This is a genomic window from Nocardia otitidiscaviarum NBRC 14405 (genome assembly GCF_000308635.1).
In the GTDB taxonomy this organism is placed as follows: domain Bacteria; phylum Actinomycetota; class Actinomycetes; order Mycobacteriales; family Mycobacteriaceae; genus Nocardia; species Nocardia otitidiscaviarum.
On sequence record NZ_BAGD01000074.1, the window covers coordinates 54,963 to 81,478 of the forward strand.

Here is a 26,516-nt window from a genome sequence, read left to right on the forward strand (position 1 = left end):
ATGCCGCTACCGGGACGCCCGGGGGTGACCACGGTGCTGTGGGATCTGGACGGCACTCTGGTCGGGCTGCGGCAGCGGACCTTCGGAGTGCTCATGCCGTTGGTGGCCGCCGCCGCCTTCCGGGATGTGCTGCCGCCGCACCGATTCCTGCCCATGCTGCGCGCCACCTTGGATCAGGTGCGGCGCAACGACGGTGAGCTCACCAACCACGACCTGCTGGTGCGCCTGCTCGCCGAGCGGGCGGCCGTCTCGGTGCCCGAGGCCGACCGCCGTTTCCGTGCCCTGGCCGCCACCGGGCTACCCCGGCTGCGGCGTTGCTTCCGTCCGGTACCGGCGGCGCGGGTACTGGTGGAACTGCTCGCCGAACGCGGGGTGCGGCAGGTGGTGGCGACCAATCCGCTGTGGCCGCACAGCACCGTCGTGGACCGATTGCGGTGGGGCGGCATCGATCCCGCGGTCTTCTCGCACATCTGTAGCGGGGAGAGCATGCGGCGGGCCAAACCGCGCGTCGAGTACTACGGCGAACTGCTGGAACTGCTCGGCGTCACGGGAGAGCAGTGCGTCATGGTGGGCAACGACCCGGTCAAGGATCCGCCCGCCACCGCGCTCGGCATTCCGGTGTACCTGCTGCACGGCGGCACCGACAACGCACTCGTCACCAGCGGTGATTGGCACGGCCTCACCGACTGGCTCGGACTACCGGAGGACTCGTGTTTCTCGTCGTGAATCCCACCGCCAAGGGCGGAGCCGCCACCCGGTGGCCGCACGTGCGACAGGCGCTGTTCGAGCGTCGACCCGATATCGACACGGCCACACCGGACTCGGCGGCCGAGGCGGAGAAGGCGGTGCGCGCCGCCGTCGACGCCGGACACGACGCGGTGATCGCCGCGGGCGGGGACGGCACGGTCGGGCTGGTGCTCAACGCGCTCATGGATCCGGCCGTCGACCGGCCGCGCGATCCCCGCATCGCGCTGGGGGCCATCGGTTTGGGCAGTTCCAACGACTTTCACAAACCCGCCGCCGCGGACCGGATGCTGGCCGGGGTGCCCGCGCGCATCGACCTCGGGCGGGCCCGCAGCGTGGATGTCGGCAAGGCCACCATGCTGCTGCCGGACGGCACCCGCCGGATCCGTTACTTCCTGCTCAACGCCAGTATGGGCCTGGTCGCGGCGGGCAATCACCATTTCAATACGGCGGGCGGGCTCACCGCGTGGCTCAAACCCCGCAACACCGATGCGGCCATCGCCTACACCGCGCTGCGTACGATCGCCACCTTCGACCCGCTGCGCGTGGATATCCGGGGCGAGGGGTGGCGACAGCACGCGCCCGTCACCACCGTGAGCGTGCTCAAGTCCGTGCACTTCGCCGGTGGAATGCGCTACGACACCGGGGTCACCGCCGATGACGGGCGGTTCGACGTGAACATCTGGTCGGCGGCCTCCCGGCCCGCCGTACTGCGCCTCATCGCGGGCCTGTACCGCGGGCGCTTCCGCGCTTCCGCCCTGGCGCGCTGCGAACGGTCGGCCCGGGTGGATCTGCGTCCCGAATATCCCAGCCCGCTCGAACTCGACGGCGAGATCACCGTCGTGGAGGGCGCGACCCTCGAAGTGCTGCCCCGGGCGCTGCTGGTGTGCGCCTGAACGCGAGTCGCCAGCGAGCGATTCGACAGCCGCCCAGTCGAACAGAAGGAGTACGAGCGATATGAAAGAACAACCCGGCGTGGTGCTCATCACCGGCGCGGGCTCGGGCATCGGCCTGGCCACCGGGAAACTGCTGTCCGAGTGCGGATTCCGCGTCGTGGGCGCGGATGTCGAGGTGCCCGAGCGGTCACCGTTCCCGATCGCGGCCGTCGATGTGCGCGACGAGGACGCGGTGCGGCTGTGGGTGGACGACGCCGTGGAACGGCACCGCACCGTGCGCGCGGTGATCGCCTGCGCCGGATACGGACTCGCCGGTGCCGTGGAGGAGACCACACCGACCGAGGCCGCCGCCCTGCTGGACGTGAACGCCATCGGCACCGCGCGGGTGGCGCGGGCGGTACTGCCTGTGCTGCGTCGGCAGGGCAGCGGCCGGATCGTGGTGGTGGGTTCCGGCGCGGCCGGGGTCGCACAGCCGTTCGGCGGATGGTACTCGGCCAGCAAGGCGGCGGTGGAGAAGCTCGGCGAGGCACTGCGCATGGAGGCCGCTCCCTTCGGAATCGAGGTGGTGACGCTGATTCCCGGATGGACCCGCACCGGTATTCTCGCCGCGGCGCGGCATGGGGGTGACGAGCTGAGCGTGTACCGGGCCGTCAGCGCCGAAGTGGCCCGCCGCACTGCCGAACACCTGGCGAACGGCCAGGATCCGGTGGTGGTGGCCGCGGCCGTGCTGCGCGCCCTGACCCGGCGACGGCCGCGCGCCGTCTACCGGGTGGGCCGGGACGTGCGATCCTCGTTCTGGGCGCGTCGCCTGCTGCCCGCGGGCCTGTACGCGCGGCTGGTGCGTGACTACTACGGGCTGACCGGGACCGCTGCCGATCATTCCGCGCTGGCCGCGCTGCCGCCGTTCGTCCATCCCATCACCCGGGAACCACTGCGCGAGGACGACACCGGCGCACTGGTCACCGCCGCGGGCGAGGTCGGCCTGCGCCCGGTCGACACCCGCCTGCGGCTCTACGCCGATGCCACCGCCGACACCTACACCGGTCGCGAAATCGCCAGCGAGAAAGTGCGATTCGCCTACCGTATCTACTCCAAGGCGTATCCGATCGTGGCCACGCTGGTGTTCTGGATCGTCTGGAGCGGCAAACTCGGCGTGCTCGGGCGCTTCTACGGCGGACAGTTGGCGGCCGCCGCCGAACGGGGCGCGGCCTTCGTGGATATCGGCGTCGGCGACGGCAGCCTCACCACCTTCGCCATCCGCTCGGCCAGGGTGCGCACGCTGCCGCCGCTGCTGTTCGTGGACCTGTCCCCGGATATGTTGCGCAAGAACGCCAAACGCTTCCGGCGGGTGCCCGGGGCGGTATCGCTGATCCAGGACGTGAACACGCTCGGACTGGAACCGGGTTCGGTGCGCGCCCTGGGCTGCTACGGTGCGCTGCATGTCTTCCCGGAGCCGCAGCTCGCGCTGAAGCATATGGCCACGCTGCTGGCCGACGACGGGGAACTGTCGCTGTCGGTGCTGACCAGTCCCGGGGTGCCGTGGAAGGACCGGCTCATCGAGCGGTTCGTCGGAACCAACACCATCACCAGCAATTTCACCGCCGATCAGGTGCTGGAACTGGTCGCCGGGGCCGGACTGGAACCGGTGCAGACCATTCGCAACGGACATCAGCTGCTGTTGCGGGTGCGCCCCGCGACGGAAGCAGCCCCGGCATGACGGCGCTGCTGGAACTGAGCGCGGTATCGAAGTCGTACCTGCGCGGTGAGGAGCGGGTGCACGCGCTGCGCGACCTGGACCTCACGGTGTCGGCGGGGGAGTTCGTGATCGTCACCGGCCCGTCCGGCGCGGGCAAATCCACGCTGCTGCATGTGGCGGGCGGGCTCGACGCCCCCGACAGCGGCACGGTCACCGTGCGGGGGGAGGACATCTGGGCATTGAGCGCCACCGCGCGCTCGGCCTTCCGCCGCCGCAGCCTCGGCTTCGTCTTCCAGTTCTTCAATCTGGTGCCCATGCTCGACGCGGTCGAGAATGTCTCGCTACCACTGGTTCTCGACGGCGTCCCGGCGCGTACCGCGGATGCCCGCGCCCGGGAACTGCTGGAGCGGGTGGGTCTGGGAGACCGTGCCCGGCACCGGCCCGGTGAGCTGTCCGGCGGTCAGATGCAGCGGGTGTCGGTGGCGCGGGCCATGGTGGCGCGGCCCGCGCTGCTGCTGGCCGACGAACCGACCGGCAATCTCGACTCCACATCCTCCGACGCGGTCCTGTCGCTGCTGCGCGAACTCGCCGAGGAGAACGAGACCGCCGTCATCGTGGTCACCCATGATCCGGCGGCCTCGCCCTACGGCACCCGCCATATCGGCCTGGTGGACGGGCGGGCCGACGAGCGGGCGCTGGAGCCGGACCGGTGAGGCGGGTCGGGGCGGGCTGGGCCCGCTTCCGCCGGGTCCATCTCACCGCACTGATCTTCGACTGGCGCAGAACGATTTCCAGCGTCGTAGGGGTGGCGCTCGGGGTCACGCTGGTGCTGGGAATGGTGCAGTTGCAGCGCGAGGTGACCCGGCCCTTCGACGCCTTCGGACCGTCGCTCACCGCCTACGCCGGGGATCGCGCCATCCAGGTGACACCCACCGTCGCCGGGCGGCTGCCGGTGGCGGTGGTGCAGCGCCTGCGTTCGGAGATCCCGGAGGCGGAGGCCGTGGTGCCGTTCGTCGCGGGCATGGCTCCGCTCGAGGTGGGCGGTACGCGGCACGGGTTCTTCGTCATGGGTGCGCCGTGCACCATCGAGCTACTGGTGGGGCCGTTCGACTGCGAGCAGCGAGCGCGCACCGAACGCCCCGCCGACGGGCCCGGGGTGCCGTTCGAGATACCCGCCGTGGTCGCCGACCGGCTCGGACTGCGCCTCGGCGACGAGGTGCGCATTCCCGGCCAGCCCGCGGGCAGCGCACACCTGGGCTGGACCTTTCCCGAATTCGATCGGGTGGCCGGCATCAACGGCGGCCATGTGCTCTTCGCCCCCGACACCGACAGCGCCGCGGATCTGCTGGGCGGCAGCGGATTCGTGACGGCGGCGTTCGTGCTGCCCGCACCGGGTGCGGACATCGCCGCCGAGGTGGATCGCATCGTGGCGGACGTGGCCACCGCGGGACCGCCGCGGCCACAGCTCCCGGTGGTCTACGCGGGCGCGAAGCAGAGCCTGAACCTGACGGCGCTGAGCGGGATCCTGGTGGGCATTCTGATCGCCGTCAATACGATTCTGCTCAGCATCGAGGAGCGCCGAGCGGTCATGGGCACCATCGGCGCGATCGGTGCGACACCACGCTCACTGCTGGCCGGATTCCTCGGCGAAGGCGCGGTCATCGGGGCGATCGGCGGACTGCTCGCCGTGCCCAGCGGATATCTGCTGGGCGACTTCCTCATCGACCGTTTCGGCCGCACCATGCTCGACGGTTCCGGGGCCGAGATCGCCGTCGGATGGAGTCCCGGGCTGATCGGCCTCGGCCTCGGCGCGGGCGTGCTGTGCGGGGTGCTGGCCATGGCCGGACCGGCCTGGCGACTGGTCCGCGACGGGCCGCTGGCGGCCATGTCGAGCTTCGGCGTGGTGCGCGGCGGCCGCCGGATTCGGTTGTGGGTGCTCATCCTCGGCCTGATCACCATCGCGGGGGCGGTGGCCCTGCTGGAACGCTTCCAACGCGGCCTGGTGGACCTGAATCTGGGCAGCAGCGGGCTGTTCCTCGGACTGGCCGGGGTCGCGGCCGTCACCCTCTGGGCCACACCGCGCATCGCCACCGGCCTGACCGACGTGCTGGCCCGCCGCCACCCGCGCACCGGACGGCTCGTGGCCGCCGACATCCGCCGCTACGCCACCCTGTTCGCCACCACCGTGGCCGTCATGACCGTGGGCACCAGCCTGGCGGTCGGCTCCGCCAGCGTACAGCGGCTCGCGGCCGATCAGGTGGCCGAGCAGAAGGCGCAGCGGCTTTCCGACGCCCTCGTCATCGCGCCGCAGGCCATCCTGGACCAGCGGCGCGGACGCATAGCGCCCGCCACCTTCGAGCTGATCGAACGGGCCGCGGGCGGGCGGGAGATCGCCTCCCGGTGGACGGCCATGATCCCGTCCGCCACCGAACCGCGCATCGTGGTCGGGGTGGACCCGGGCGGCTGGTACGCCGAGGCCGCGGTCGACACCGTCACCGACGCGCGAGCGCTGTGGCGCGGCATGAACGCGGGGGAGATCGGACTGAGCGACGTGGCGGCCGGACACCTCGGCGTCGGCGTCGGCGACACGGTGGCGTTGCCGACCCCGCAGGGACGCAAGGAATTCCGGGTGGCCGGACTGTTCCGACCGCGCGTGATCAACGACTCCACACTCGGCGATATCGTGCTGGTCTCGGCGGCCACGGCTGAACGAACCTGGGCGGCGGTACGGGACCAGGTGATCGTCCGATACGACTCCGCCGCCGACGCGGCCGCCCACCGCGAGGACTACCTCGCACTGGGTGCGGGGCTGTCGGTCTACGACGACGACACCTGGCGGACGACCGGTGAACGCGCCATCACCCGCTTCTTCGAACCGTTCACCATCAGCGGCTACGTCATGATGATCACGGCGGGCATCAGCGTGCTCAATGTGTTCGTCCTCGCCCTGGTGCAGCGGCGGCGCGAGCGCGCGGTCCTGCGGGCCATCGGCAGCACCGTGGGCACCGAGCGCGCCGTGGTGCTGACACAGGCGGCGCTGCTGGCCGGGCTCACCATCGCCTTCGCAACCGCCGGGGGGCTGGGCCTGATCCATCTCCAGGCCACCGCGTCTCCGGTGTTCTACGGGTTCCAACTCGCCTGGGGCGTGGTGACCGGTCCGCTGCTCGTGACCGCGGGGGCGGTGCTCGCCCTGGTGGCCCTGGCCAGCCTCTATCCGGCTTATCGGGCCGGACGGTTGGAGACCGTGGAGGTACTGCGGTCGGAGTGACAGCGACGAAAGGCCGCCGCCCCCACCGCGTTCGGATCGGTGATGTGCCCGAGGAACAGTCGGGCGGTGGGGGTGGGGGTACGGGTGGTGACCGCATGCCACGGGCGGTCGAGGGGAGTGCCCTCGACCGCCAGCAGTTGCAGTGAGCCCTCGGCCAGGTCGCTGTCGATGGCATCGCTGTGAATCAGGGTGATGCCCAACCCTTCTCGCGCCGCCGCCAGTACCGCGCCGTGCGTGCCCAGGGTGAGTGTGGGCGGCGCGATCTCCAAGCGGTCCAGCAGCGCGAGGGTGGTGTCGCGGGTGCCGGATCCCTTGCCGCGCAGCAGCCAGGTCGCGGTGGCCGGGTCGGTGAACTGTCCCGGCGCGCCCACCACGACCAGCCGGCTCGGGCGCAGTGCCCGGGTGATCAGCCCGCCGTCGCTGGGCGGCCTGCCCGCGATGACGAGATCGGTTTCGTGATGGGTCAATTCGAGGAACAGCACATCGCGCGGGTGGATCGACAAGCCCACCTCGACATCCGGATAACGAGTGCGGAACGACGCCAGCAGCCGCAGCAGCACGTACTCCCCGGCGGTGGCGACCACCCCGATGCGCAGCCGACCGGTCTCGGCCCGCTGCACCGCCGCGTGCGCCTCGTTCATCAGGCCCAGGATGCTGCGGCAGTAATCGGCGTAGATGCGGCCCGCCTCGGTGAGGGCGATGCCGCGACCGGATTTGGCGATGAGTTTGGCCCCCAACTGCTTTTCGATGTGCGCCACGGCGGCCGATGCGGCGGCCTCGGTGATGTGCAGCTGCGCGGCGGCGCGGCGAATACTGCTGTGCCGCGCCACGGCCAGAAAGGTTTCCATCCGCACCGCACTGACCGTACCCATCGTCAGACGGTAGCAAACTCGACGAAATAGTTGAGCGAGACGAGAAACAATCGAATTGTTTGTCGATAACGCCGCCGTCATCCTGGAATTCGCAAGTCGACCACCGGCGCGAGCAGGAGGAACAATGGCTGACACACCAGAACGTGACCGGTGGGATCCGGGCGTGCAGTCCTATGCGTCGATGGGATACTACGCTCCCGACTATCAGCCCAAGGATACCGACGTGTTGGCCGTCTTCCGGGTGACCCCGCAGCAGGGCGTCGATCCCGTCGAGGCGTCCGCCGCCGTCGCCGGCGAATCCTCCACCGCCACCTGGACGGTGGTGTGGACCGATCGGTTGACCGCGCACGACCGGTACCGCGGCAAGTGCTACCAGGTCGACGAGGTGCCCGGCCGTCCCGGCGAGTACTTCGCCTATGTGGCCTACGATCTCGATCTCTTCGAGGAGGGGTCGATCACCAATCTCACCTCCTCGGTGATCGGCAATGTTTTCGGCTTCAAACCACTCAAGGCGTTGCGGCTGGAGGATATGCGCATTCCGGTGGCCTATGTCAAGACCTTTCAGGGTCCGGCGCACGGAATCGTTATGGAACGGGAGTATCTCAACAAATACGGTCGGCCACTGCTCGGCGCCACCGTGAAACCGAAACTCGGACTCTCCGCCCGTAACTACGGACGTGTGGTATACGAAGCGTGCAAGGGCGGTCTCGATTTCACCAAGGACGACGAGAACATCAACTCGCAGCCGTTCATGCGGTGGCGGGATCGCTATCTGTTCGCCATGGAGGGCGTCAACCGCGCCATCGCCGAAACCGGGGAACTCAAGGGGCACTACCTCAATGTGACCGCCGCGGACATGGAGGACATGTACGAGCGGGCCGAGTTCGCCAAATCCCTGGGCAGCGTCATCATCATGATGGACCTGACCGTGGGGTACACCGCCATGCAGTCCATGGCCAAGTGGGCGCGCCGCAATGGGATGCTGCTGCACCTGCACCGCGCCGGACACTCCACGTTCACCAGGCAGAAGACCCACGGTGTGAGCTTCCGGGTGCTGGCCAAGTGGTGCCGCCTCATCGGTGTGGACCATGTGCACGCGGGCACCGTCGTCGGCAAGCTCGAGGGCGATCCGCACACGGTGCGAGGTTTCTACGACACTTTGCGCGACAACTACATTCCGGCCAATCCCACCAACGGCATCTTCTTCGACCAGGATTGGGCCAGTCTGCCCGGCGTCATGCCGGTGGCCTCCGGCGGCATCCACGCGGGGCAGATGCACCAGTTGCTGGACCTGTTCGGCGACGACGTGATCCTCCAGTTCGGCGGCGGCACCATCGGACACCCGTTCGGCATCGCCGCGGGCGCGGAGGCCAACCGGGTCGCGCTGGAGGCGGTCGTTAAGGCGCGCAACGAAGGTCGCGACCTGTTGAAGGAGGGGCCGGACGTGCTGCGCCAGGCGGCCGAGCACTGCCGTCCGCTCGAGGTGGCGCTGGCCACCTGGGGTGATGTCACCTTCGACTACACCTCCACCGACGCGCCCGACGCCGTGCCCACGGCCAGTCGCTGACCGCTCGACGACAAGGAGTCGCAATGTATCTGCGTCAGGGCACCTTCTCCCATCTGCCCGAACTCAGCGATGCCGAGATCGCCGCCCAGGTGCGTTACGCCCTGCTCGAGAACTGGCCGGTATCCATCGAGTACACCGACGATCCGCATCCCCGCAACAGCTACTGGGAGATGTGGGGGCTGCCGCTGTTCGATCTCGACGAACCCGACGGGGTGCTCGCGGAGATCAACGCCTGCCGGGCCACCTTCCCGCGCCACTACATTCGTGTGAACGCCTACGACGCCGGCTACGGGCGGCAGACCACCGCCCTGAGCTTCCTGGTGCAGCGCCCACCCACCGAGCCGGGATTCCGGCTGGATCGCACCGAGGATCGAGATCGGTTGCAGCGCTATGGCTTTCGCTCCTACGCCACCGAGGCTCCACCCGGTGAGCGGTATCGAGACTGACCGTACTACTCTGCGGGAGGCCGATTGTGAGTACAGATCGCCACACGGCGCCGCCCGTTCGGAAGCCTGCATCCGAACGTCCGGCGACCGGGTTTCAGATGCACCGTCCCGGGGTCACGAGCCCCGGCCCGATGCGCGGTTCGGCCGCGCCGGATCCTCGATCCGAGGATCCGGCGGCCGACCACCTGCTCGCCGACGACGCCGTGCTCGACCTGTCCACCGATATCGCGGGCAAGGACGTCGAAGACACCCTGGCCCGGCTGGACGCCGAACTCATCGGCCTCGCCAATGTCAAACTCCGGGTGCGCGAGATCGCGTCACTGCTGTTGATCGACCGGGCTCGTGAGCGCTTCGGCCTCTGGGCGACCCGGCCCACCATGCACATGAGTTTCACCGGCGGGCCGGGCACCGGTAAGACCACCGTCGCACTGCGCATGGCCGAGATGTTGCACGCGCTGGGCTATATCCGGAAACCCAAGGTGCACACCGTCACCCGCGACGATCTGGTCGGCCAGTTCATCGGGCACACCGCACCCAAGACCAAGGAGGCCCTCGCCAAGGCCGCCGGGGGCGTGCTGTTCATCGACGAGGCGTACTACCTGTTCCGGCCGGAGAACGAGCGCGACTACGGCCAGGAGGTCATCGAGATCCTGTTGCAGGAGATGGAGAACGAGCGCAATACCCTCGTCGTCATCTTCGCGGGCTACCCGGACCGGATGGAGACCTTCTTCTCCGCCAATCCGGGCCTGTCCTCCCGGGTGGCCCACCACATCGAGTTCCCGGATTACACCCACGCGGAACTGCTGAGCATCGCCCAGCTCATGGTGCGACAGGAGAACTTCCGCTTCGACGAGCCCGCCGTGGCCGCGTTCTCGCGCTACCTCGAACTACGGATGGCGCGCCCGCGTTTCGCCAATGCCCGCAGCGTGCGCAATGCCCTGGACCGCTGCCGCCTGCGCCAGGCCAAGCGGCTGGTCGAACTGCACCGTCCCGTCGGTCGGGACGACCTGATCACCCTCATCGACAGTGACGTCTACGGCAGCAGTGTATTCGCGGACGCCCCGCAGGAAGGGCCGTCCCCGTGATGAAATGAGAGGGCCCGTGCCCGAAGGACTGAAAACCCTCACCCGCTACACCATCGAGCAGGAGCACCGGCATCCCGGATCCTCCGGGGAGTTCTCGGCCCTGGTGAATGTGCTGGCCACGGCAACCAAGATCATTGCCAATCGGGTCACCCGGGGTGCCATCGTGGGCTCGCTCGGGGCCGCCGAGGCCGACAATCTGCCGATCACGGTGCACCGCAAGATGGACGCCATCGCCCACGACGTGATGGTGGCCGAGACGCAGTGGACCGGACCGCTGGCCGCGCTGGTCTCCGAGCAGCTCAGCGGTGTGCACACGGTGCCGAGCGAGGTGCGGCGCGGCAAGTACCTGCTGGCCTTCGATCCACTCGACGGGTCCAGCAATATCGATGTGAACCTGCCCGTCGGAACCATATTCAGCGTGCTGCGCGCCCCCGAGGACGGGCGCGAACCGACGGCCACGGACTTCCTGCAACCCGGCGCACAGCAGGTGTGCGCCGGGTTCACCCTGTACGGGCCCGCCACCATGCTGGTGCTCACCACCGGCGACGGGGTGGACGGATTCACCCTGGACCGGGAGATCGGCGCGTTCGTGCTCACCCATCCGCGCATGCGCATTCCCGACGACACCGCCGGATTCGCCATCAACGCCTCCAACGAGCGATTCTGGGAGCGGCCGGTGCGCCGGTACGTGCACGAATGCCTGGAAGGCGTGGACGGGCCGCGCGGGCGGGACTTCAATATGCGATGGGTGGCCTCGCTGGTCGCCGACATCTTCCACATCCTCACCCGCGGTGGGGTGTACCTGTACCCGCGCGACACCCGCAAGCGGCCGCCGCGGGTCTCGCTGCTGTACGGCGCCAATCCGATCGCCTTCGTCGTCGAACAGGCCGGAGGGCGGGCGACCACGGGCGATGAACGGGTGCTCGAGGTGCGGCCGGAAGAGCTGCACCAGCGCATCCCGTTCATCTTCGGCTCCCGCAACGAGGTCGAGCGCATCGAGCGCTACCACCGCGAACCCGAGGAGGGGCCGTCCTTCGACGCCTCGCTGTTCGGAACACGCTCGCTGTTCCGGTCGGCGGGCCGCTGACCGGGCCGCTCCATCGGGGTCAATTCCGTTGTCCGGCAATCGAGGAGGTTCCATGTCGGTCAAACATCCCGTGGTCGCGATCACCGGGTCGTCCGGTGCCGGGACGACCAGCGTCACGCGGACGTTCCAGGAGATATTCCGCCGTGAGGGGATCAACGCGGTGATCGTGGAGGGGGATTCGTTCCACCGCTACGACCGCAACGAGATGCGCATGGCCATGGCCGAGGCCGAACAGCAGCGGAATCTGTCCTTCTCACACTTCGGTCCGGAAGCGAACCTGCTCGCCGAACTGGAGGCGCTGTTCCGCGATTACGGGGAGACCGGCGTCGGCATGGTGCGCCGCTATCTGCACGACGAGAACGAGGCCAAACCCTACGGGCAGCCACCGGGCACCTTCACCCCGTGGGAGGAACTGCCGCCCGGCAGCGACCTGCTGTTCTACGAGGGCCTGCACGGGGCGGCCGTCACCGACACCCTCGACGTCGCCCGGTACACCGACCTGCTGGTGGGCGTGGTGCCCATCGTGAATCTGGAATGGATTCAGAAGGTGCACCGCGACAAGACCGAACGCGGGTACTCCAGCGAAGCCATCATCGACACCATCCTGCGACGCATGCCCGACTACGTGAAGTACATCTGTCCCCAATTCTCCCGGACCTACGTGAACTTCCAGCGGGTGCCGACGGTGGACACCTCGAATCCGTTCACCGCACGCACGATACCCACCGCCGACGAGAGCTTCGTGGTGATCCGCTTCGCCGACCCCAAGGTGATCGACTTCCCGTATCTGCTGTCCATGCTGCACGATTCGTTCATGTCGCGGCCGAACTGCATCGTGGTGCCGGGCGGCAAGATGGATCTGGCCATGCAGCTCATCTTCACCCCGCTCATCCTGCGGCTGATGGACAAGCGACCCAAGCGATCCCGGTAGGTCCCGGCACTCGATGCACGATCGCACGGCGTGCGTCAGGTCTGGCGCACGGTGACGCCCAGGTCCGCGCAGGCGCGGGCCGCGCTCTCCAGCGCACCCTCGATCCAGGCACGGCCGCGGGTGGAGGTGCCGTCCCCGGCGAAGACGACCCGGCCGTCCATTTCCGGTGTGCGAGTGTCGGGTCCGATCTCCACGGCCTGACCGGGCAGGTACACCGCGGCCTCACCGCCCGCCCAGCGGTCCTGCGCCCACGAGTGCGAGGCGTAACCGCCGGTCCAGGCCGCGCGGACCTGGTCGCCGTAGCGCTCGACGAGGTGGTCCAGACATTCGGCGGCGCGGTGCTGCGGGGTCAACGCGTCCCAGGCGCGGGCGTCGTCGGACCAGGTGTAGGAGGCGATGACCACGCCGCCGTCGCCGACCGGATGCGACGGGTACACCGTGACCCGTGGCGCGGTATCGGTGACGTCCACCCCGCCGTGTCCTTCCCACCAGCGGGTGGAGAACTCCAGGAAGGTCTTGGTGGCGGCGTCGTGGTGCAGTTCGGCGATGGCGCGCTGCTTGCCGTAGGACAGATGCGGACGGAAGGTCAGATGCCGCAGCAGCGAGAACGGTGCGGTGACCACCACGCGGTCGGCCTCGAGCACGGCCGCATCCGGTCCGTGGGTCACTCGCACGCGGGCGTCGCCGCCGTCGATGGCGGTGACCTCCGCGCCGGTGCGCAGGTCCACCCCGGCCGCCACCGCCGCGAAACCCAGCTCCGAGGTCAGCCGATCGGTGCCGTCCACCAGTTCGACGAGTTCGGTGCCCGGCTTCAGATAGGTCGCGGTCATCATGTTGTGGGTCAGGCTCAGACCCATGCGCGCCGTCAGACCCTCGGTGGATCCCACGTAGTCGATCTGGTTGTCGGTCAACCCCCGCGCGGTGAGCCAATCCCGCAGCGACAGTTCGTCGTAGCGGGCCAGGAAGCGGGCCCAGTCCTCGACATCGGATCCGGCGTCGATGCGCGCCGCCGTCAGCGCGTCGTCGAGCAGGGCGCGTCCGGGGACCGCGTCCAGGCCGAAGACCGCGGCGATGGTGGCGGGATCCCGATCGTATTCCGCCCGGGTCGACAGCCGCCCGCCCGCCTGCACCATGCGCTCGGGGTGGCCGAGCAGGAACGGCCGCGTGGGCAACTCCAGTCGACGCAGCATGCCGATGGTCAGGGCGTGGGTGGTGGGAATGCGCATGGCACCCGCTTCGGCGTGACCGCCGGTGCGTGCGAATTCGTCGCGCAGTGTGCGGATGCGGCCGCCGATGCGGTCCGAACCCTCCAGCACCACCACCCGGTGACCGGCCTGGGCCAGCACCCAGGCCGAGGCCAGACCGGCGACGCCCGCGCCAACGACCGCGATATCGAGGGGCTGCGCCGTCGGCTCCGGGCCGCCGCCGTAGAGCAGATGGCCGTAGCGGGTGCGCAGATTCGCGCCCGACTCGTCCACGCCCAGGATGTCCCGCGCGACCAGCCGCGCCCGGTCCAGCCGGGCGTCGGTGATTCTGGTCGGGGCCAGTAGCACCGCATTGCGCTCCCGCCCCGCGACGGTGGCACCGAGCACGCTGCCGAGCGCCAGACTCACACCGCCGACAGCGGTGGTACGCAACAGATCTCGCCGTCGAATGATCACACGTGCACCTCCGAACATCGGCCGGCGGCCGTCTCACGAGGAATACGGCCGCCGGAATGGACGTGAAAACGCTGCTTGCTAGAGCTCCCGGGGAAGTCCCTTGGCGTCGCTCTTCAGCTGAAACGCGGAGATGATCTCCATGATGCCGATGGCGATGAGCCAGCAGCCCACCACCAGCGTCAGTGCGCTGATCGACGCGAACGGCACCGCGATGAGCCAGCCGCCGGCGATGGCGAGCAGGATGCCGAAGAAGATCGACCAGCCTCGGCCCGGCATGCCTTCCGCCGCGATCGCCGTGACCAGCACGGTGACGCCGCGGAATATCCAGCCGATGCCGATCCAGATGGCCAGCAGCCAGATCGCGTTCAGTTCATCGCGGAAACAGAAGAAGCCCAGAATGAACGACAGAATGGCGCTGATGAACGCCAGAATGCGCATCCCGGTACTGATATGCCCGCCGAAGGCGGCGATGAGCTGGAAAATACCGGAGACGATCAGATAAATACCGAAGAGGACACCCGCGACCACCAGGGTTTTCCCGGGCCAGACGAGGATGATGATACCGAGCGCCACCGAGAGAACGCCGGTGACCAGAATCCACTGCCAGGCACTACGGGCCAGCATATTGAGCGGCCCCTCCGACACTTCCTCTTTGCTGGTTGTCATGGCGACAGAATAAGCACAGGTGAGGCTATTAGCGGGGAGGTTGCCTTGTGTTGTAAGACCGTTGTGACCGGGAGTCCCACCCCTGCTGCGGTAGAGTAACTGAAGTTAACCGGGATTCTCATTGTTCCCGGCGGCACCGAAGAAGGAGCAGTCATGACCTCGGCCGTCATCGTCGACGCTGTCCGCACCCCGTCCGGCAAGGGCAAACCAGGTGGTGGCCTCTCGGATATCGCCCCGGCCACCCTGCTGGCCGGCGTGCTGGAAAGCCTCGTCGAGCGCACCGGTATCGATCCGGCGCTGATCGATGATGTGATCGGCGGTTGCGTCACGCAGTCGGGCGAGCAAGCGGGCAATATCTCCCGCATCGCACTACTCGCGGCCGGGTTCCCGGAATCGGTGCCCGCCACCACCGTGGACCGGCAGTGCGGGTCCAGTCAGCAGGCCGCGCATTTCGCCGCCCAGGGCGTGCTGGCCGGTGCCTACGACATCGCCATCGCCTGCGGCGTGGAATCCATGTCGCGGGTGCGAATGTTCTCCAATACCCAGGGTATCGACATCTACGCACCCATCGCCGGGCGGTATCCGGAAGGGCTCGTACAGCAGGGTATTTCGGCCGAGGTGATCGCCGCCCGCTGGAAGCTGAACCGGGCCGCCCTGGACGAATTCGCCGCCCGCTCACACCGGCTGGCCGCCGAGACCGCCGCCGCCGGCGGCTTCGACCGGGAACTCGTCGCGGCCGGAACGCTCACCGCCGACGAGACCATCCGGGCCACCACCACGCCCGAGGGGCTGGCCGGACTGCGGCCCGCATTCGTCGACGAGCGGTATCAGACGCGGTTCCCGGAGATCGAATGGTCGATCACACCCGGCAATTCGTCGCCGCTCACCGATGGGGCGTCGGCCACGCTCATCATGAGCGAGGAGAAGGCGAACATACTCGGCCTCACCCCGCGCGCCCGCTTCCACTCCTTCGCCGTGGCCGGGGACGATCCGCTGCTCATGCTGACCGCGGTCGTGCCCGCCACCCGCAAGGCGCTCGCCAAGGCGGGCCTGAGCATCGACGATATCGACGTCTACGAGGTCAACGAGGCGTTCGCGCCGGTGCCGCTGGTGTGGGCGCACGAACTGGGCGCGGACCCGGCCAAGCTGAATCCGCGCGGCGGTGCGATCGCGCTCGGGCACCCGCTGGGCGCCTCCGGCACCCGGATCCTGGCCACCATGCTCAACCACCTGGAACAGACCGGCGGGCGATACGGGCTGATGACCATGTGCGAGGCGGGCGGGCTGGCCAACGCCACCGTCGTGGAACGCCTCTGAGCGCTCCCGCATCGGCACCGTCCCGCAGCGGAGTCCACCTGGGTGTCGGTCGATCGCCGTAGGGTGAGAGCCGCTTCGATCGGCGGTAGGAGGACAAGCGGTGCGGGTGTCGTGGGATCAGGTGTTCGCGTGGCGGATGCGGCGGCAGTTCGTCGATCCGCGCGGTGAGGTCGGGGTCGTGGCGATCGCACAGCGGCTGTGCGGGGTGCAGGCGCAGGTCACCTCCGCGGCCGAGACCGCGGTGGCGGTGCGGCGATCGACGGGGGAGCCGGGCGCGGTGGTGCGGGCGCTGGACGAGGGCACGCTGGTGAAGACGTGGGCCATGCGGGGCACCCTGCACGCACTGCCGCCCGCGTCAGCGGCGGCCGTGCTGTCGCTGATGGCGTCCGCGCGGACCTGGGAGAAATCGTCCTGGCAGAAGGCTTTCGGGGCCACACCCGACGACGTGACGGCGCTGGTGGAGGCCGTCTCCGGAATTCTCGACGGGGCGGTGCTGACCCGCGAGGAACTCGTCGCGGCGCTCACCGCGCAGCGGCGGTTCCAGTCCATGGCGGCGGAGCTGCGCTCGGGGTGGGGCGCGCTGCTCAAGCCACTGGCCTGGCAGGGCGCGCTGTGCCACGGACCCGCACAGGGCAATGCGGTCACCTTCACCCATCCGGCGAGCCTGATTCCGGATTGGCCCGGCATTCCCGAACCCGATGCCGCTGCTCCGGAGGTCATCGCGGCGTATCTCGGCGCGTACGGCCCGAGCACGCCGGAGGCGTTCGATGCCTGGCTGTCCCGTGGCAGTATTCGCAAAGGCATTCTGCGGCAGTGGTTCTCCGACCTCGGCGACCGCCTCACCACGGTCGACATACAGGGGCGAGAAGCCTTCATCCTCACCGAACACGCCGACGAACTGGCGGCGACCGCGCCTGCCGCATCCGTTCGCCTGCTCGGCGCGTTCGACCAGTACGTCCTCGGCCCCGGCACCAAGGACACCGAACTGCTGACCGGGGACCATCGGGCGAAGGTGAGCCGCACCGCCGGTTGGATCGCCCCGCTCGTGCTCGTGAACGGCCGCATCGCCGGAACGTGGGAGACCGACGCGGACGACCTCGTGGTCGCCATGTTCGACGATGCGCCGCTGCCCGAACTGAAGGCCGAGTTGCCGCACATCGCTCGGGCCACCGGTCAGCCGCTGACCGGTATTCGTTCCGCGTGAAAGATCGGGGAACTCTCAGGGTTCATACCGGATGCGCTGCGGCGGTACGGCTTTCTACCGTCGGTACATGAGAATCGTGCCGATCGCCGCTGTCGCGCTGGCGCTGCTGCCCGTGGCCGCCTGCTCCGCGTTGGATTCCGCCGCGGGACCCACCGTGGTCGGGCCGCCGACGACCGTGTCGCCTGCTCGGGTGGAGCAGGTGCGCGCCGATATCGACGCGTTGGTGCGGTCGGGGATCGCCGGGGTGATCGCGACACTGACCGAGAACGGGCAGACGGTGACCCTGACCGCTGGTGTCGCCGACCGGGAGACGGGGGAGCCGATACCGCTCGCGCCGCCGCAGCAGGTGCGGGTGGGCAGTATCGCCAAGACCTTCGTGGCGGCACTGATCCTGCAATTGGCGGCCGAGGGCCGGGTGGGCCTCGACGAGCCGGTCGACACCTACCTGCCCGGACTCCTGGTGGGCGACGGCGTGGACGGCAAGGCCATCACGGTTCGCCAGCTGCTCCAGCACCGCAGTGGGCTACCGGAATTCAGCTCCGAACCGGAGATCGACGAGTACCGGGCGGGTCTGGAGGGGCGCACGTTCACCCCCGCCGAGGAGGTGGCCATCGCGCTGCGGAATCCGGCGCAGTTCGCCCCCGGTGAGCGATACGAGTACACCAATACGAACTATCTGGTGGCCGGGATGCTCGTCGAGAAGCTCACGGGCCGGCCCTACGCCGAGGAACTGGCGCGGCGCATCACCATCCCCGCGCAGCTGCCCGACACCTATCTGCCCGACACCGGCGAGCTGGACATCCGGGGCCCGCATCCACACGGATACGCCCCCGTCGACGGCGTGCGCACCGATGTCACCCGCATCGAGCCGTCCGTGCCGTGGGCGGCCGGAGCCCTGGTCTCCACCGGCAACGACCTCAATCGCTTCTACACCGCCCTGCTGGCCGGAAAGATCGTCGCCGACGCCCAACTCCGCGAAATGCTCGACGGCCTACCCCGCGCCGACGACGACCCCTTCCACTACGGACTCGGCATCGGTGTCGCCGAACTACCCTGCGGCACACAGTACTTCGGACACACCGGCGGCATCTACGGTTTCATCACGGTCTCCGGCGCGACTCCGGAGGGCCGCGCCGTCACCATCACCATGACCGAGGTCATCGAAGAGCGCCAGGACACCATGGGCCTGCTGACGCACGCCCTGTGCCCCTGACGCGGACGACGGTAGCGGGCCGTCGCACGACACACCGCTACCGACCGCAGTAGTCCGCACGAGCGCGATCCATGCCCGTGCTGGTAGTCTTATCGGTAGTCTGCCGATGTGGCGATCGTGTGGTACTGGGCGTTGGCGCAGCTGCTGGCGAAGACCGGTGTGGACATCGACGAGGTGTTCGAGATGGTCAACGCATGGCAGACCGGCGCACGGCGGGTCCGGCTCGAGCTCGCCACGGACACCGCGACCGGGCTGCGCACCTTCGTCATCTCCGGTCGCGCGGACAACGGCCGGGCCATCGCCGCCTACGCCCGCCACACCGGCCGCGACATCTACATCTTCGACGCGACCTATCTCACGGAAGAGCAGATCGCCGACTTCGAACGCTGGGAGGCGACCCACCATGACTGACCCGTTCCACGAGATGAGCCCCGCCGAGGTGGCGGCGATCAAGGACCGGCTCGAGCTCACCGGCGAGACCGTAACCGAGAAGGAGTTGGGGATCACCATCGGCCCCGATGCCGAACCGGTATTCGTTCCCCGTTCGATCAAAATGCCTTACGACCTGGACCGAGCGTGCAAGGCCCGCGCCACCGCACTGGGCATGTCGCAGTCGGCGTACATCCGCTCGCTGATCGAGAACGACATCGCCACCGCCGGAGTAGGCAAACAGCGGCCCGCCTGGGTACGCGAACTGCTCGCCGTGATCGCCCACCACGAGAACGACGACAGCCGCAAGGCATCCTGACTGGTATCAGCAGTACGCCGGGAAGTCGTCCGGCGTCGTGGTGAAGGAAGCGCGGATCGCTTGAACCCCGTCGGCGAATGCACTACTACTTATCGTAGTAGAAATCGTAGAGGGGTTGGGCGGCTATGGGATACGCGCAATGTTGTGTAGTCGGCGGCGGACCGGCGGGGATGATGGCGGGGCTGCTGTTGGCGCGGGCCGGGGTGCAGGTGACCGTCATCGAGAAGCACGGTGACTTTCTGCGGGACTTCCGGGGTGACACCGTGCATCCGTCGACGTTGCGTCTGCTCGACGAACTGGGGTTGGGGGAGAAGTTCGCCGCACTGCCGCAGCGCAAGCTGGAGCGGATGCGCATGCACATCGGCGACCGCAGCGTGGTGGCCGCCGACTTCACCCGGATTCCGGGGCCGCATCGGCACATCGCCATGGTGCCGCAGTGGGACTTCCTCAATCTACTTGCCGAATCTGCGTGTGCGGAGCCGTCTTTCACCATTCGCATGGCGACCGAGGTGATCGGAACGCTGCACGAAGGCGACCGGATCACCGGCGTCCGGCTGCACGAGCCCGACGGCTCCACAACGGAACTGCGCGCCGATCTCGTCCTCGCCTGCGACGGGCGCGATTCAGTGGTGCGGGACGCGGCGGGTCTGCGGCAGGACACCTTCGAGGTGCCCATGGACGTCTGGTGGCTGCGCATTCCGGCGGGCGCGGGGGACCGGCACGACGGTCAGGTATTCGCCCGCTTCGAGGCGGGGCGGGCGGCGGTGACCATGGATCGCGGCGACTACTACCAGACCTCCTATCTGATTCCGAAAGGCGCGGACGCGCGGCTGCGCGCCCGGGGCATCGAGTGGCTGCGCGGCGAACTGGTCGAACTGTTCGGCTGGGACGACGCGACGGTGGCGGCCATAGAATCCTGGGACGAGGTGAAACTGCTGCGCGTCACCATGGGTCGGCTGTCCCGGTGGTACACCGACGGCCTACTGTGTCTCGGCGATGCCGCGCACACCATGTCCCCGGTCGGCGGCGTGGGCGTGAACCTCGCGATACAGGACGCGGTGGCCGCCGCCCGCATCCTCGCCGCCCCGCTGCGCTCCGGCACGCTCACCGCCACGGATCTGGCCAAGGTGCAGAAGCGACGGTGGCTGCCGACCGCCGCCGTCCAGCGGCAACAGTTGGGTGAGCACGACATGCTGCTGCGCCCCTGTCTGGACGGGACGCTCGACGGCCTGCCCGCACCCCTGCGCCTGTTGGACCGACTGCCCGCACTGGCCGGGCTCACCGCGTATTTCGGCGGAATCGGCATTCGGCCCGAACGCGCGCCGGAATTCGCACGGATGGCCTGAACCTCGACAAGTGCCGGATGCGCCGATCCCCGAAAGCGTGCACGGCGCCGTCGCGGCCGCGAGGCTGGACGGGGAACTGTGAACCGCGGCCGAAGGGCGTCCTGGTGGGGCGGATCGCTGGGCGAAGGATGGCGCTTGTCGCGGCCGGGTGTTGTCAGTGGGCGTGTTTATGCTGGCAGGGCACGTTCCGGCGGGTCCACCGCACCGCGAGTAATTTCGGTGCCGTGGCCTGGATGCGGGAAGGTAGGTACGTCCGTGGCGCAACTGGTGCAGGGTGTGATCGCACGGTCGAAACAGGCGCCGGTCGAGGTGACCCGGATCGAGATACCGGAACCGGGTCCGCACGAGGCTGTAGTGGCGGTGCAAGCGTGCGGGGTGTGTGAAACAGACCTGAACCACCGGGACGGCAGGGTCGGTGACGACTTCCCGTACCTGCTCGGTCACGAAGCAGCCGGTGTGGTGGAGCAGGTCGGCGACGATGTGGAGAACCTGCGCCCGGGCGACTTCGTCATTCTGAATTGGCGAGCGGTGTGCGGCGAATGTCGCGCCTGCCGCAAGGCCAAGCCGTGGAACTGTCTGACCCCGCACACAGCCGCACGGCCGATGACGCTCCCGGACGGCACCCCGCTCACCCCGGTCCTCGGCGTCGGGGGCCTCGCCGAGAAAACCCTCGTGCATGCGGGGCAGTGCACGAAGATCGCCCCGGACGTCGATCCAGCGGCGGCCGCGCTGCTCGGCTGCGGTATCGCCACCGGCATCGGCGCTGCCTTGCACACCGGGGCGGTCGAACGCGGAGACGCCGTCGCGGTGTTCGGCTGCGACGGCATCGGTGCCGCGGCCATCGCCGGAGCCCGCCTGGCCGGAGCCGACCCCATCATCGCCGTCGACCCTGCCCCACGGCATCTGGAGTGGGCGAAGAACTTCGGGGCGACACACACCATCGATGCGAATGTCACCGACGTGGTCGCACAGGTCCTCACGCTGACCGGCGGGCTGGGCGCGGACGTCGTCATCGACACAACCGCGCGACCTGAGACCTGGAAGCAGGCATTCCGCGCGCGCGGACCGGCCGGGACACTGGTCATGCTCGGCTTGCCTGAATCGGACGAGCAGCTGGATATCCCACTGCGCGAACTACGTGTCCGCAGCGGCTCGATCAAGTCCGCCTGGTACGGCGATACGCTCCCGTCGCGAGACTTCCCGGCCCTGATCAGTTCCTACCGACAGGGCCTGCTCGATCTGGACGCCTTTGTCACCGAAACCATTTCATTGAGCGACGTCGAACAGGCACTGTCGAAGCTGCGCCGACGCGACGTGCTGCGCTCGGTCGTCCGCCCATAGTCAGCGCCCGCCAGATGAACCGAAGTCTTATCGGTCGCAGCCGGATAGGCGTGCAGCGGGTGGTATCGCGGTCCGCGTGATTACGCACCGGATGCCAGTTGGGCGGGCAGATGCGGAGTCAGGGCTTCGGTGGTCGCCATGCGGCCTACTTCCAGCGCGCGACGGATGATGGTGGCGTCGCGTCCGATGCGGCCGATGGACGGCGCGCCCGTCGGCGGGCGGATCTGGAGCACCGCTGGATTCGTGGCCATCTCGGCTTCTTCGCGCCGCTGGAGTTCGCTGCGGGTCATCCAGGAGTCGACGGTGCCGGGGGCGTGGCGGGACAGGAAGCGGGCGACCAGGTGGGTTTCCAGGCGGGAGGGGGTGGTGGGGGGTTCGTCGGCGCGGCGGGTGCGCAGTACCAGTGCGTGGGTCGCGCCCTGGGCGAAAGCCGTTCGTACCGGGACGGATTCGGAGAGTCCGGCGTCCACGTAGCGGCGCTCGCCGACCCGGACGGATCGGCCCGCCAGGATCGGCAGGCAGGTGGTCGCCCGCAGGGCGCGTTGCAACGAGGGCGCGTCGGTGAGGTACGGGTGCAGGTCCACGGGCCTGCCGTCGGCGGTGTCGGTTGCTATGGGATGGAAGGTGATCGGGTTGGCCAGGATTGCCGGGAAATCCATGGGGACGATGCGCTCGTACACCGAGTGCACCAGGAAACGGGTGTCCACCACGGGTGCGCCACGCAGGGCGCGGGCGGGGGAGATAACGCGGTTGATCACCGTGGGATGCCAGGCGCGCCAGGCGTCGGCCGCGCGCCCGCACAGCAGCCACGCGCCGTTGAGCGCACCGGCCGATGCGCCGTAGACGGCGTCGAAGCAGTCGGTCAGGCCCAGTTCCTCGAGTGCGGTCACCATGCCGTGCGAATACGCGCCGCGCGTGGAACCGCCCTCGATCACCAGGGCCAGCCGGGCGTCGTCGGTGCGCGCTCCGGGGCGGCTGCCGTCGCGGTGCCGCTGGGCGATGAGAGCTGCGACGGTCACCGAGACACCCTCCAGATTTGAGACACTACCTAGCATGTGTACCACATCGTCGTGCGCAGTAGGCTGCGGCGAATGCGAACCGAACCCGCACGGAAACTCATCGACACGGTGGCCTGGGTGCGTATCGAGCGGGGCCGCATCCTCTGCGCCCGTCCGCGCGGGAAGGACGTCTTCTATATTCCCGGCGGTAAACGCGAGGGCGCGGAGACCGACCTCCAGACGCTGCTGCGCGAGATCGAGGAGGAGTTGACGGTCGCGCTGCTGCCGGACACCGTCGACCATGTCGGCACCTACGAGGCGGTGCTGCCGGAGGCGGTGGTCCGGATGGCCTGCTATACCGCCGAATACACCGGGACGGTCGCCGCGAGCAGTGAGATCGACGAGATCGCATGGTTCACCTACGCGCAGCGTGAGGAGGTGCCCCCGGTGGATCAACTGCTCTTCGACGACCTGGTGCGGTCCGGCCTGCTCGCCGCCCGCTGACCGCACAATAGAACAGGTTGTCCACACCCGCCCACCGGCCTTGGTGGCGACTCTGGTCAGAATCTAGAACATGTTCTACTGTGATGGGGACTACGTACCCGGACAGTGACCAGAGGAGTCCAGCACCCCATGCGTACCGAGATCTGCGACCGGTTGGGCATCGACGTCCCGATCTTCGCCTTCACCCACTGCCGCGACGTGGCCGCCGCGGTCAGCAATGCCGGCGGACTCGGCGTGCTCGGCGCGGTCGGATTCACCGCCGAACAGCTCGAGGTCGAACTCGCCTGGCTGGACGAGCACGTCACCGGCGTCTACGGCGTGGACCTGGTGATCCCGTCCAAGTACGAGGGCAAGGGCGTCGAGGGCCTGAGCCCCGAGGAGCTGGAAGCCAAACTCGCCGAACTGGTTCCGCAGGGCCACCGCGATTTCGCCGAGAAGATCCTCGACGACCACCAGGTGCCGCACCTGCCCGACGGCGAGAAGCACAACCAGCTGCTCGGCTGGACCGCCACCACGGTCGCCCCGCAGATCGAGGTGATCCTGAAGCACCCCAAGGCCAAACTGGTCGCCAACGCGCTGGGCACCCCGCCCGATGACGTGATCAAGCAGATCCAGGACTCCGGTCGCCTCATCGGCGCGCTGTGTGGTTCGGTCAAGCACGCGCTCAACCACAAGCGCGCCGGACTGGACTTCGTGGTCATGCAGGGCACCGAGGGTGGCGGCCACTGCGGCGAGGTGTCCTCGGTGGTGTTGTGGCCGCAGGTGATCGACGCCATCGGCGACATGCCCGCGCTGGCCGCCGGTGGTATCGCCGACGGCCGCCAGATCGCCGCGGCGCTGGCCATGGGTGCGGCGGGCGCGTGGACCGGTTCGCTGTGGCTGACGGTCGAGGAGGCGAATGTGCCGCCCGCCCAGATGCAGACCTACATCGACGCCAGCAGCCACGACACCGTGCGCTCGCGGGCGTGGACCGGCAAGCCCTGCCGCATGCTCAAGAACGACTGGACCGAGGCCTGGGAGAACCCGGAGAACCCGGACCCGCTGCCCATGCCGCTGCAGATGATGGTGGCCCTCGACGGCGTCAAGCGCGGCCACCGCTACCCGGAGGCCGCCAAGGATGTGAACTTCAATCCGGTGGGCCAGGTGGTCGGCATGATGAACAAGGTCGAGCGCTCCGCCGATGTGGTGCAGCGGCTCATCGCGGAGTACCTCGAGGCGTGCGAACGGCTGAACAAGCTCAACAACGCCTGATACGTATCCCAGCGCGCCTCGGACACAGCGAGGTTCGCCGCACCGAGTAGTTCCGCAACGGGTGGCACCCGCGCGGAAGGTGTGGCCAGCCCCCTGCCGTCCGAGGCGTTCGCTCGTTACGTTCGATCCGTGTCCACCGTTCACCGCGCCCTGCGGGCCGCGAGCTACGCCCTCGCAGCGCTGCCGATCGCCTTCGCATCCGTCGACCGTCGGGTTCGGCTGACGCGCTGGGCGTTCGAGTCGACGATCGAGATTCGACCGTCCGGCCCGCGGGCACGGACGCATACCGTGCTGGCCGCGGTGATCGGACTGCTCGCCTGGTTCGTCGCACTCCCGGCCACCGTCACGACGGTGCGCGGCTTCGCCTATCCGCTCGTGACGAGCGGTGCGTACGGGGATGCCTGGGGTGGACCCACTCTCGCGGGCGCGTGGGCGGTCCACGCCGCGGTGGGCATCGCGCTGCTGCCCGTGTGGGTGGCGCTGCTCGCCGGAATCGGCACCGCGCAACGGCATCTGACCATGCGCCTGCTCGGCCGTGGCGGACCGTGGTGGCCGATTCCGGTGGCGGTGCTGGTGGGCGCGGTCGAGGCGGTCTATCTCCTCGCACTCGCGCAGGAGTGAAACGCCCGATTACGGGTGTCGCAGGTTTGCTCTCTATCTCGTTGCGCCTCAAGATGTAGACAGCCCGTGCGTCGCCACAGTGTGAGAACCATCTCCGAACCGGCCGTGCGGCTTGAAGTTTCGTCAGGTGGATTGCGACGGTGGTCGGAACATGTTGAAGAAGAAGTCGTCGCGCGCGCGGAAACTCATCCTGCCCCTGGCCATTACCGGCCTGCTCGTCCTGCTGGCGTTCGTGCTCACCGTGGTGGGCGAAGAACCTGCGCCCGCCCCGACCGACCCCGCTGGCCGGGTCGCCACGGCGCGCAGTCAGCTCGACGCGCTGCCGGTGCGGGACTGGGCCGCCAAGAACGGTTACGACCGTGAGAAATTCGGCTCGGCCTGGACCGATGATGTCAGCATCGAGGGCGGCGGCAACGGCTGCGACACCCGCAACGACATCCTGGCGCGCGATCTCACCGACGTGAAGCTCGACAGTGGCGGCTGCAAGGTGCTCAGCGGCACGCTCGCCGACCCGTACACCGGGCGGACCATCAAGTTCAAGCAGGGCCGCGAGACCAGCGCCGCCGTACAGATCGACCACATCGTCGCATTGAGCAACGCGTGGCTGACCGGCGCGCAGGAACTCTCCGCCGAACAGCGGCGCAACCTCGCCAACGACCCGCGCAACCTGATCGCCGTGGACGGCCCCACCAACCAGGGCAAGGGCGATTCCGATGCCTCGCAGTGGCTTCCGCCCCGCAAGGACTACCGGTGCACCTATGTGGCGCAGCAGATCGAGGTGAAGGCCGCCTACCGCCTGTGGGTCACCCGCGACGAGCGTGACGCCATGGCGCGGGTGCTGGCCACCTGTACGGCGGCCACCCCCACCGCCGCACCGAGCACGACATCGACCGTGCACTACGCCAATTGCGACGAGGTCCGCGCCGCCGGAGCCGCACCGCTGCGCCGGGGCGAACCCGGCTACCGGCCCCAGCTGGACGGCAACGGCGACGGCATCGCCTGCGCGTAACGGCCGGCGAAGACCGCGGATGGCGGCCCGTCCGGTCGCCGCGGA

Annotated in this window: 25 protein-coding genes; 21 read left to right on the top strand and 4 right to left on the bottom strand. The window is 68.7% G+C overall.

What is annotated here, in order from left to right; genetic code table 11:
- The 5 genes from ON31_RS15025 (at nucleotide 1) to ON31_RS15045 (ending at nucleotide 6,604) form a co-directional block, all read left to right on the top strand.
- Nucleotides 1-726 carry an HAD family hydrolase gene (locus ON31_RS15025; RefSeq protein WP_081592464.1) on the top strand — a complete coding sequence of 242 codons (726 nt, stop codon included), beginning with the start codon at nucleotides 1-3 and terminating at the stop codon, nucleotides 724-726.
- Nucleotides 711-1,640, top strand: coding sequence for a diacylglycerol/lipid kinase family protein (locus ON31_RS15030; protein ID WP_157533682.1), 930 nt, complete (start codon nucleotides 711-713; stop codon nucleotides 1,638-1,640). Before ON31_RS15025 ends, ON31_RS15030 begins: the two co-directional genes overlap by 16 nt.
- A gap of 61 nt (nucleotides 1,641-1,701) precedes the next feature.
- On the top strand, nucleotides 1,702-3,357 hold the full coding sequence (locus ON31_RS34685) for a class I SAM-dependent methyltransferase (RefSeq protein ID WP_051037275.1): 1,656 nt from the start codon (nucleotides 1,702-1,704) through the stop codon (nucleotides 3,355-3,357).
- A complete protein-coding gene (locus ON31_RS15040; RefSeq protein WP_039814264.1) occupies nucleotides 3,354-4,049 on the top strand; it encodes an ABC transporter ATP-binding protein in 696 nt (231 codons plus the stop codon). The genes ON31_RS34685 and ON31_RS15040 overlap by 4 nt, the downstream gene beginning before the upstream one ends.
- Complete coding sequence (locus ON31_RS15045; protein WP_039814265.1) at nucleotides 4,046-6,604, top strand: ABC transporter permease; 2,559 nt, start codon at nucleotides 4,046-4,048, stop codon at nucleotides 6,602-6,604. The genes ON31_RS15040 and ON31_RS15045 overlap by 4 nt, the downstream gene beginning before the upstream one ends.
- On the opposite strand, the gene ON31_RS15050 is transcribed toward ON31_RS15045, so the two are convergent.
- Nucleotides 6,556-7,476 (bottom strand): LysR family transcriptional regulator, encoded by a 921-nt coding sequence (locus ON31_RS15050; RefSeq protein WP_255222114.1) that lies wholly within the window; start codon nucleotides 7,474-7,476, stop codon nucleotides 6,556-6,558. The two genes, ON31_RS15045 and ON31_RS15050, sit on opposite strands and share 49 nt — an antisense overlap.
- 124 nt (nucleotides 7,477-7,600) lie before the next feature.
- On the opposite strand from ON31_RS15050, the gene ON31_RS15055 reads away from it, so the two are divergent.
- From ON31_RS15055 to ON31_RS15075, 5 genes are all read left to right on the top strand, one after another.
- The gene (locus tag ON31_RS15055; RefSeq protein WP_039814266.1) at nucleotides 7,601-9,043 is read left to right on the top strand and encodes a form I ribulose bisphosphate carboxylase large subunit; all 1,443 of its coding nucleotides are present in this window, start codon (nucleotides 7,601-7,603) and stop codon (nucleotides 9,041-9,043) included.
- A 23-nt stretch (nucleotides 9,044-9,066) separates the two neighbouring features.
- Nucleotides 9,067-9,489: a ribulose bisphosphate carboxylase small subunit gene (locus ON31_RS15060; protein ID WP_039814267.1), complete on the top strand. Its 423-nt coding sequence runs from the start codon at nucleotides 9,067-9,069 to the stop codon at nucleotides 9,487-9,489.
- 131 nt (nucleotides 9,490-9,620) lie between these two features.
- Nucleotides 9,621-10,574, top strand: coding sequence for an AAA family ATPase (locus ON31_RS15065; protein ID WP_081592466.1), 954 nt, complete (start codon nucleotides 9,621-9,623; stop codon nucleotides 10,572-10,574).
- A 16-nt stretch (nucleotides 10,575-10,590) separates the two neighbouring features.
- On the top strand, nucleotides 10,591-11,661 hold the full coding sequence (locus ON31_RS15070; protein ID WP_039814269.1) for a class 1 fructose-bisphosphatase: 1,071 nt from the start codon (nucleotides 10,591-10,593) through the stop codon (nucleotides 11,659-11,661).
- A gap of 52 nt (nucleotides 11,662-11,713) precedes the next feature.
- Nucleotides 11,714-12,592 (top strand): phosphoribulokinase, encoded by an 879-nt coding sequence (locus tag ON31_RS15075; RefSeq protein ID WP_029927640.1) that lies wholly within the window; start codon nucleotides 11,714-11,716, stop codon nucleotides 12,590-12,592.
- Nucleotides 12,593-12,627: 35 nt separating this feature from the next.
- Here the strand turns inward: ON31_RS15075 and ON31_RS15080 are convergent, their stop codons facing one another.
- Both ON31_RS15080 and ON31_RS15085 read right to left on the bottom strand, forming a co-directional pair.
- Entirely contained in the window at nucleotides 12,628-14,253 is a 1,626-nt protein-coding gene (locus ON31_RS15080) for an NAD(P)/FAD-dependent oxidoreductase (RefSeq protein ID WP_157533684.1), read from the bottom strand.
- A gap of 78 nt (nucleotides 14,254-14,331) precedes the next feature.
- Nucleotides 14,332-14,919, bottom strand: a complete 588-nt coding sequence (locus ON31_RS15085; protein WP_039814272.1) for an HdeD family acid-resistance protein — start codon at nucleotides 14,917-14,919, stop codon at nucleotides 14,332-14,334.
- A gap of 153 nt (nucleotides 14,920-15,072) precedes the next feature.
- Between ON31_RS15085 and ON31_RS15090 the strand changes: the two genes are divergently transcribed.
- From ON31_RS15090 to ON31_RS15120, 7 genes are all read left to right on the top strand, one after another.
- Nucleotides 15,073-16,236, top strand: coding sequence for a thiolase family protein (locus ON31_RS15090; RefSeq protein WP_039814274.1), 1,164 nt, complete (start codon nucleotides 15,073-15,075; stop codon nucleotides 16,234-16,236).
- Nucleotides 16,237-16,336: 100 nt separating this feature from the next.
- Entirely contained in the window at nucleotides 16,337-17,440 is a 1,104-nt protein-coding gene (locus tag ON31_RS15095; RefSeq protein ID WP_039814276.1) for a winged helix DNA-binding domain-containing protein, read from the top strand.
- Nucleotides 17,441-17,507: 67 nt separating this feature from the next.
- Nucleotides 17,508-18,653 carry a serine hydrolase domain-containing protein gene (locus ON31_RS15100; protein WP_039814378.1) on the top strand — a complete coding sequence of 382 codons (1,146 nt, stop codon included), beginning with the start codon at nucleotides 17,508-17,510 and terminating at the stop codon, nucleotides 18,651-18,653.
- 108 nt (nucleotides 18,654-18,761) lie between these two features.
- Nucleotides 18,762-19,064, top strand: coding sequence for a hypothetical protein (locus ON31_RS15105; protein WP_029927653.1), 303 nt, complete (start codon nucleotides 18,762-18,764; stop codon nucleotides 19,062-19,064).
- Nucleotides 19,057-19,401 (top strand): hypothetical protein, encoded by a 345-nt coding sequence (locus ON31_RS15110; protein WP_029927654.1) that lies wholly within the window; start codon nucleotides 19,057-19,059, stop codon nucleotides 19,399-19,401. Before ON31_RS15105 ends, ON31_RS15110 begins: the two co-directional genes overlap by 8 nt.
- A gap of 125 nt (nucleotides 19,402-19,526) precedes the next feature.
- Entirely contained in the window at nucleotides 19,527-20,747 is a 1,221-nt protein-coding gene (locus ON31_RS15115; protein ID WP_039814278.1) for an FAD-dependent oxidoreductase, read from the top strand.
- Between the two features lie 255 nt (nucleotides 20,748-21,002).
- Entirely contained in the window at nucleotides 21,003-22,088 is a 1,086-nt protein-coding gene (locus ON31_RS15120; protein WP_039814279.1) for an S-(hydroxymethyl)mycothiol dehydrogenase, read from the top strand.
- An 80-nt stretch (nucleotides 22,089-22,168) separates the two neighbouring features.
- Here the strand turns inward: ON31_RS15120 and ON31_RS15125 are convergent, their stop codons facing one another.
- Nucleotides 22,169-23,107, bottom strand: a complete 939-nt coding sequence (locus ON31_RS15125; protein WP_255222115.1) for a patatin-like phospholipase family protein — start codon at nucleotides 23,105-23,107, stop codon at nucleotides 22,169-22,171.
- 72 nt (nucleotides 23,108-23,179) lie between these two features.
- On the opposite strand from ON31_RS15125, the gene ON31_RS15130 reads away from it, so the two are divergent.
- The 4 genes from ON31_RS15130 (at nucleotide 23,180) to ON31_RS15145 (ending at nucleotide 26,471) form a co-directional block, all read left to right on the top strand.
- A complete protein-coding gene (locus tag ON31_RS15130) occupies nucleotides 23,180-23,590 on the top strand; it encodes an NUDIX hydrolase (protein WP_039814281.1) in 411 nt (136 codons plus the stop codon).
- A gap of 129 nt (nucleotides 23,591-23,719) precedes the next feature.
- Nucleotides 23,720-24,841: an NAD(P)H-dependent flavin oxidoreductase gene (locus ON31_RS15135; RefSeq protein ID WP_039814283.1), complete on the top strand. Its 1,122-nt coding sequence runs from the start codon at nucleotides 23,720-23,722 to the stop codon at nucleotides 24,839-24,841.
- Nucleotides 24,842-24,970: 129 nt separating this feature from the next.
- Nucleotides 24,971-25,462 (top strand): hypothetical protein, encoded by a 492-nt coding sequence (locus ON31_RS15140; protein WP_039814285.1) that lies wholly within the window; start codon nucleotides 24,971-24,973, stop codon nucleotides 25,460-25,462.
- Between the two features lie 151 nt (nucleotides 25,463-25,613).
- The gene (locus tag ON31_RS15145; RefSeq protein ID WP_039814287.1) at nucleotides 25,614-26,471 is read left to right on the top strand and encodes a GmrSD restriction endonuclease domain-containing protein; all 858 of its coding nucleotides are present in this window, start codon (nucleotides 25,614-25,616) and stop codon (nucleotides 26,469-26,471) included.
- Nucleotides 26,472-26,516 lie beyond the last annotated feature (45 nt).